At 70.1% G+C, this 6344-nt stretch carries 8 protein-coding genes and 2 pseudogenes; 6 read left to right on the forward strand and 4 right to left on the reverse strand.

What is annotated here, in order from left to right:
• The first annotated feature begins 41 nt into the window (after window positions 1-41).
• Window positions 42-782, forward strand: a complete 741-nt coding sequence (locus ACWEPF_RS30720; protein WP_452175133.1) for a class I SAM-dependent DNA methyltransferase — start codon at window positions 42-44, stop codon at window positions 780-782.
• Between the two features lie 95 nt (window positions 783-877).
• Here ACWEPF_RS30720 and ACWEPF_RS30725 read toward each other — a convergent pair whose 3' ends face one another.
• Entirely contained in the window at window positions 878-1489 is a 612-nt protein-coding gene (locus ACWEPF_RS30725) for a hypothetical protein (RefSeq protein ID WP_452175134.1), read from the reverse strand.
• A gap of 110 nt (window positions 1490-1599) precedes the next feature.
• Window positions 1600-2064: a hypothetical protein gene (locus ACWEPF_RS30730; protein ID WP_452175135.1), complete on the reverse strand. Its 465-nt coding sequence runs from the start codon at window positions 2062-2064 to the stop codon at window positions 1600-1602.
• 213 nt (window positions 2065-2277) lie between these two features.
• On the opposite strand from ACWEPF_RS30730, the gene ACWEPF_RS30735 reads away from it, so the two are divergent.
• Window positions 2278-2904 carry a hypothetical protein gene (locus tag ACWEPF_RS30735; protein WP_452175136.1) on the forward strand — a complete coding sequence of 209 codons (627 nt, stop codon included), beginning with the start codon at window positions 2278-2280 and terminating at the stop codon, window positions 2902-2904.
• A gap of 25 nt (window positions 2905-2929) precedes the next feature.
• Here the strand turns inward: ACWEPF_RS30735 and ACWEPF_RS30740 are convergent.
• Window positions 2930-3106 (reverse strand): annotated as a pseudogene (locus ACWEPF_RS30740) (IS5/IS1182 family transposase); the annotation flags it as partial.
• A 121-nt stretch (window positions 3107-3227) separates the two neighbouring features.
• Between ACWEPF_RS30740 and ACWEPF_RS30745 the strand changes: the two are divergent.
• Window positions 3228-3431, forward strand: a pseudogene (locus tag ACWEPF_RS30745) (flotillin family protein); the annotation flags it as partial.
• A 411-nt stretch (window positions 3432-3842) separates the two neighbouring features.
• Here the strand turns inward: ACWEPF_RS30745 and ACWEPF_RS30750 are convergent.
• Window positions 3843-4283, reverse strand: coding sequence for a nuclear transport factor 2 family protein (locus ACWEPF_RS30750; RefSeq protein ID WP_452175142.1), 441 nt, complete (start codon window positions 4281-4283; stop codon window positions 3843-3845).
• A 96-nt stretch (window positions 4284-4379) separates the two neighbouring features.
• Between ACWEPF_RS30750 and ACWEPF_RS30755 the strand changes: the two genes are divergently transcribed.
• From ACWEPF_RS30755 to ACWEPF_RS30765, 3 genes are all read left to right on the forward strand, one after another.
• On the forward strand, window positions 4380-4952 hold the full coding sequence (locus ACWEPF_RS30755) for a PadR family transcriptional regulator (RefSeq protein WP_452175137.1): 573 nt from the start codon (window positions 4380-4382) through the stop codon (window positions 4950-4952).
• The gene (locus tag ACWEPF_RS30760; RefSeq protein ID WP_452175138.1) at window positions 4936-5763 is read left to right on the forward strand and encodes an SGNH/GDSL hydrolase family protein; all 828 of its coding nucleotides are present in this window, start codon (window positions 4936-4938) and stop codon (window positions 5761-5763) included. Before ACWEPF_RS30755 ends, ACWEPF_RS30760 begins: the two co-directional genes overlap by 17 nt.
• A gap of 94 nt (window positions 5764-5857) precedes the next feature.
• Window positions 5858-6344, forward strand: a 487-nt coding sequence (locus tag ACWEPF_RS30765) for an SAM-dependent methyltransferase (protein WP_452175139.1), incomplete at its 3' end; no start/stop codon positions are given.

Consider the following 6344-nt stretch of genomic DNA (forward strand, 5'->3'; position numbering starts at 1 on the left):
CGCTCGACAGCGGGGGTGGGCGGCGGGCATCGTTGCGGCCCGTGACGAGCAGCGAACTGTGGACCCGTGAGACCGCCGACCGCTACGACGCCGAGGAGGCCGAGTCCTCCACGGCGGAAGCCCTCGGGCCTGTCCTGGACTTCCTCGCCGAACTCGCCGGAGACGGGCGGGCGTTGGAGTTCGCGATCGGGACCGGGCGGGTGGGGGTGCCGCTGCGGGCGCGCGGGGTGCCGGTGGTGGGGATCGAGTACTCGCCGCACATGGCGGCGGTGCTGCGGGCCAAGGTGGACGAGGAGACCCTCCCGGTGACCGTCGGGGACATGGCGACCACCGTCGTCCCCGGCTCGTTCAGCCTGGTCTACCTGGTCTACAACACCATCACCAACCTGCTCACCCAGGACGAGCAGGTCGAGTGCTTCCGCAACGCCGCCCGCCACCTGGAGCCCGGCGGCCGGTTCGTCATCGAGCTCGGGGTGCCGCCGCTGCGGCTGCTGGCACCCGGGGCGCTGGCGGTGCCGTTCGACGTCTCGGCGGGGCACGTCGGCTTCGACACTTTCGACCTGGTCGAGCAGGTGCTGGTCTCGCACCACTTCACCCGGGACGACGAGGACGGCCGCTACCGCCGGGACAACTCCCGCCACCGGTACGCCTGGCCGGCCGAACTCGACCTGATGGCGAGGATCGCCGGTCTGGAGCCGGAGCGCCGGGTCGCGGACTGGGACGGTGCGCCGTTCGCCCAGGACTCCACGAAGCACGTCTCGGTGTGGCGCAAGCCGCTCTAGAACGCTGATGAGGATCTTGGTGTGATCCGGGTCGTGCCGTCAGGTGGCGGCCGGGATCTGCCAGGTCGTGCCGGTGTGGGTGAGTCCGAGGTTGATCAGGGTCCGTAGGTCGAGGGCGGCGGCGCGGGTGTGGAGCCAGGCGTTGTTCCTGAGGGTGCCGATGGCGGTTTCCGCTTCTCGACCTCGTACATCGGAACGAGCCGCGCCCACGCCTTGGTCTCCTGCGTGACGTGGGCTTGCAGCCAGTCGGTGAACCTGGCGAAGCTCAAGGCGGGCGCCCCGCCCTCACAGTACGACCACACCTCGGGATCAGGTCCGGGGCCGCGCACAAAATCGAACTGGTAACCCTGGTGCATGAGGATGACCCGGTCCGACTCGGCGAGAACGAAGGGGACGTCGTTCTCCGCCAGCAGCTCTCGTGCCGCCTCTCCCAGGCCGATGACTCGCGGATAGAAGACGTCACTGCCCTGCAAGAAGCGCCCTGCACCACCACCGATCAGCGTCAGGAAGCAACGATAGGCATCCCCGAGAGGCGCGGACTGGTCACACTCAATCCTGTGCATCTCGTCGCCGGACAGCCCACGAACCTGCTCGGCGACCGCCGTAGTGCCGTCGACAAGAGCTGTGGTCAGCGCGCGGACACGGTCCTCCAGTGAGTCCCTGCCCAAGGGCTCATCGGAGTCCTGACCTTTCCTCCGCACCGTCATGCCGCCTCCGGTCGCCGAGCCAACTCCTACCGCTGGCGGCACAGGATCCTACGCGTCCTCTGATCCACTTCTAAAACAGGCCCCAGTCTTGTTCTTCAACCTCAGTGGGCTTAAGAGCAGTCCGCTGCGACCCAGGTAGCGGTGATGTCGTTGCACGTAACGATGACCGACCCGGGCCGGAAGGCCATCTCGTGAGTGCAGCCTTGGTCGTGCGGAAGGATCTCGTCCAGGATCAGCGTGCCGAGGTCGTCCCAGGTCGAGGGCTCGTTCGGAGTCTTGATGTGGACGGCTGTCACTCCCGAATAGCGGACGACCAGGTCCTCGTCGTGCTTCCAACAGTTGTGACGGAGGCGGAGGTCGAGGGTTTGACCCTCGTGGAAGAAGGTGGCCTGGTGGAACGTCAGCTCCTTCACGCAGCGCCGTCCGGCGAAGTCGTAGTGGCCCGGGTCGGTGGCGAATGCCTTGGCGCCTGGGGGCAGGCTGGTGCTCAGCGCAGGCAGAAGCTCAAGGTAGGGGCCAGGGTTGAGGACTCCGGTCAGCTCGCCGACTCGGGCATCGAGATCGACATACTTCAATGCTCACTCCTGCGATGGTCCAGTGGCCGGTCCTTGGGCGGCATCAGGGTGGCATGCCGGCTCATGGCGCCGCTCGGGCATTTTCGGGGTTCGTAGTGTCGCGCGTCAGACTTTGTGGCAGGACCCGCAACCTGGGAGCGGTCCGGCCGATCACGTGGAGGTGGAGGAAAAGGGCGGGCCCGGGGCTGTGGACCCCTGGTAGAACATGAGCCGATGGGTATTCAGGAACGTGACCGCAAGGTGTACCGGCCTCTGCGGCGAGCCGGCCTCGAGGTGATCCCCAACGCAGTGCCAGGGGACACGATGCCGTTCGTCCGCGGATACGGTGCGGAGGACGTGGCCGGAGGCTTCTCGCACCGGTACGGCACCTCGCGGCTGGTCGAGCGGCTCAATGCAGACTGGTACGACCTGGCGGTCTCCTCGGGCCTCTTCGACCACCGGCGGGAGTTCCTACTGCAGCTTCCGCAGGGCACCCGTTCGCACCGGGCCGCTCTGGAGCACCTGCACAGCGGCAACACTGCACCGGCGCTCTGGACCCGGGTCCGGCTGCTGGATCGCTGGGACATCATGGGCCGAGGCGCGGCGTCGGCGTTCCTGGGCGTGCACTCGGGCCACCCGGGCTTCGGCATGATGGCTCTGGATGGCAGCGTGTACATCGAAGCCTCGACGGGCGAGACCGGCATCGACGTGCTCGCGGTGCATCACCCGGACCGCTCGGAGAACGTCCTGCGACACCTGGAGTGGATCACGCGTTACGACAGCCCTTACGCAAACCGCGAGGAGAAGCAGCGTGTTGCCGTCTGGCTCGCCGGTCGCGCAGGGAGCCTTCCGGGTCGCTGATGACGAGGTCTCGGACGGTGACTGATCATGTGCGGAGCCAGATGACGGGGGCGGCCACGGTGACGGTGCCGAGGAAGACGTATCCGCGTTTGCCGTAACGGGTCGCGACGGCGCGGGAGTTCTTCAGCCTGTTGATGGCCCTCTCGACAGTGTTGCGCGTCTTGTACCGCTCCTCGTCGAATCCTGGTGGCCGTCCGCCTTCTCCGGGATCGTCCGCTGGATGGCACGCTGCCGTGGGTACCGACGGCAAGGGTCGTGCAGCAGAAGCTCCCAGGTGCCGTCCGCCGACCACAACCGATGGCGCTCATCAACGGGCTTCCACCGGCAACGTAGAGGACATGGTGCGGCTGAACGGCGCCGACGGCATGGGCGAGATGTTCGCCAAGGCCCTGACCATGGGAGGCACCGGCCTCGGCCTGGCGCGCCAGCTGCTCGGCACGATGAACGCGGCCACCGGGTCCGCCGCCCAGCCGGCCGCCGAGCGCCCCCGGGCCGAGTCCATCCCGGTCAGGCCGGAACGGCGGTGAACGAGTGTCAGCCGGGATGACCGGGGTGGCTGCTCACCGATCCGGAGGGGCGCCACCGTGGGCATTCGTTCCGAGCCGGCCGTACTGCTCGATCTCGTACCGGCGGACTTCGCCGACGGCGAGCGGATCGACCGGGCGGCCGCCGAAGCGTCGTTGGGCGTGAGCTCGCCGAGCGACCACAAGGCGCTGCTGGACATCTACGGGATGGGCGACCTCGGTGGGTTCGTCATCCTGCCCCGGGGCTACGGGATGAACGCCGACGAGACAGCCGGGCCGATGAACGATCCCGATCCGGACCGCTGGCCGGTCTGGACCCGGAGACCGGCGGACCGAGCCCCTACGTCGACAGGTTCGCCATCACGGAGGACCGGCCCTGGCCGCCGCCAGCGGCCGCCGCCGACCGACGCCCCGTCAGGAGCCGGCGGCTGCCGGGGCGGGGACCAGGCCGGCGGCCACCAGGCCGCGCAGGACGGCGGCGGAGAGGGTCTGGACGGCGCTGAGCGGGCGGACCATGACGGTGAACTCGTCGATCCGGCCGTCCTCGTCGAACTGGAGCAGGTCGATCCCGTGGATCTGCTTGCCGTCGACGGTGGTGCGGAACGGCAGGATCGCCGAGCGGCCCGGCTCGCCGCCGGCGGTCGGCTCGGCGGTGCCGTCGAACTCACCGAGGTAGCGGAAGTCCTCGAAGGTGTTCAGCAGCACACCGAACAGGCCGACCACCATCGGGCGCCCCTCGAAGGGGGCGAACTTCACCGGGCTGAAGAAGCGCACGTCCGCGCTGAAGAGGTCGTCCAGCGCGGCGTGGTCGCCCTTCTCGACGGCGGAGCGGAAGCGTTCGGCGGTGGGGTGCAGCGGCACGGTGGGCCCTCCTCGATAGTCATCAATGTGACTAGTCATTTTCATGAGTATGATGCCGTCGCGGACCTCGGAAGGGAAGGGGCGACGGAGATGGCACTCAGGCACGCGGTCCTGGCCGCGCTGCTGGACGGCGAGTTCAGCGGCTACCAGCTGGCCAAGGCCTTCGACATCGGGGTGGCCAACTTCTGGCACGCCCTGCCCCAGCAGCTCTACGCGGAGCTGGCGAAGCTGGAGAAGGAGGGCCTGGTGTCGGGCCGTCAGGTGCTCCAGGAGGGGCGGCCCAACAAGCGGCTCTTCCAGGTCACGGAGGCCGGCCGGGCCGAACTGGAGGCCTTCGCCGAGACGGTGGCCAAACCCTCCTTCATCCGTGACGACCTGATGGTGAAGGTGCAGGCCGCCGACCGGATCGGCACCGCAGCCGTCCTCGCGCAGCTCGAGGAGCGCGCCGAGATCGCCGCGGCCAAGGTGGACTTCCTGGTGGAGCTGCTGCACACGCTGCGCGGCGGCGCGGACGAGGACGAGTACCTGCTGCACGGCGAGCGGATCGGGCCCTACCTGACCTGCCTGCGCGGTGTGGCGTTCGAACGGGAGACCAGGGACTGGTGCCTGCGGATCGCGGCCGTCCTGCGAGCACGCGAGGAGAGTCGTGCCGAACAGCTCTGAACTGAACAGCACCGAGCCGGACAGGTCTGTGCAGCAGCGCCCCTACCTGCGCTACGTCGCCCTCGGCGACAGCCAGACCGAGGGGGTCGGCGACGGCGACGACACCGTCGGCCTGCGCGGCTGGGCCGACCGGTTGGCCGAGCAGTTGGCGGTGCTGGAGCCCGGCTTCCAGTACGCCAACCTGGCCGTGCGCGGCCGGCTGGCCGGGCAGGTGCGGGCCGAACAGCTCGGCCCCGCCCTGGAGTTGAAGCCCGACCTCGCCACCGTGGTGGCCGGGGTCAACGACCTGCTGCGGCCCGGCTTCGATCCGGCCCGGACGGCGGGCGAGCTGGAGGCGATGTTCGCCGCGCTCACCGAGGCCGGGGCCCGGGTCGCGACCGTGACCTTCCCCGACATCACCCGGATCGTCTCGCTGGCCAAGCCGCTGCGCCCGCGCATCCTGGAGATCAACGACCACATCCGGGCGGCCGCCGCCCGGCACGGCGTGGTGGTCGCCGAGACCGCCCTCCCGGAGGCCTCCACCGACCCCCGGATGTGGGCCGCGGACCGGCTGCACGCCTCTCCGCTCGGCCACCGGTGCATCGCCGAGGCGGTGGCGCAGGCCCTCGACCTGCCCGGCAGCTCGGGCAGTTGGGCCGATCCGCTCCCGCCGCAGGCCGTCGCCACGGGCGTCCGCGCCACCGCCGCCGAGCTCCGCTGGGCCGCCGCCTTCCTGGGCCCGTGGCTGGCCCGGCGCGTCCGGGGCCGCTCCTCCGGGGACGGCCGCAGCGCGCGGCGGCCGGCGCTCGCCCCGGTGGCGCTGCGGGCGTGACGCCGGGTCGGTTGTCACACGGACGGGTGGGTTGAGCGCGTGGGGCGCCGTTGCGACGGTGGGCGGCGCCCCTGCGGGACTAGTGTCCGCTGGCATGTCCCAGATGACGTCCGACCAGACCGTTCCCGCGTACGTCGACCCGACGAAGCCGAGCATCGCCCGGGTGTACGACGCCTTCCTCCGCGGCACCGACAACTACGAGGTGGACCGCGAGGTGCTCCGCCGCGTCCTGGAGGCCGCCCCCGAGGCCGTCGACCTGGCGCTGGAGAACCGCGCCTTCCTGATCCGCGCCTGCCGGTTCCTCGCCACCCAGGCCGGCATCACCCAGTACCTGGACTGCGGCTCCGGCCTGCCGACCGCGGAGAACACCCACAACGTGGTCCAGCGCGTCGACCCCGAGGCCCGGGTCGTCTACGTGGACAACGACCCGATGGTGCTGGCCCACGGCCGCGCGCTGCTCGCGGGCAACGAGAGGGTCGCGGTGGTCGAGGCGGACATCTTCGAGCCGGAGGCCCTGCTGAGCGACGAGGCCGTGCGCTCCGCGCTGGACTGGACCCGGCCGGTCGCGCTGCTGCAGATGG

It is taken from the genome of Kitasatospora sp. NPDC004289, assembly GCF_053602875.1.

Excerpts from the sequence above, each read along its gene's own strand:
- ACWEPF_RS30725 (WP_452175134.1), bottom strand. The coding sequence starts at position 1,489 with ATGACGGTGCGGAGGAAAGGTCAGGACTCCGATGAGCCCTTGGGCAGG.
- ACWEPF_RS30735 (WP_452175136.1), top strand. The coding sequence starts at position 2,278 with ATGGGTATTCAGGAACGTGACCGCAAGGTGTACCGGCCTCTGCGGCGA.
- ACWEPF_RS30755 (WP_452175137.1), top strand. The coding sequence starts at position 4,380 with ATGGCACTCAGGCACGCGGTCCTGGCCGCGCTGCTGGACGGCGAGTTC.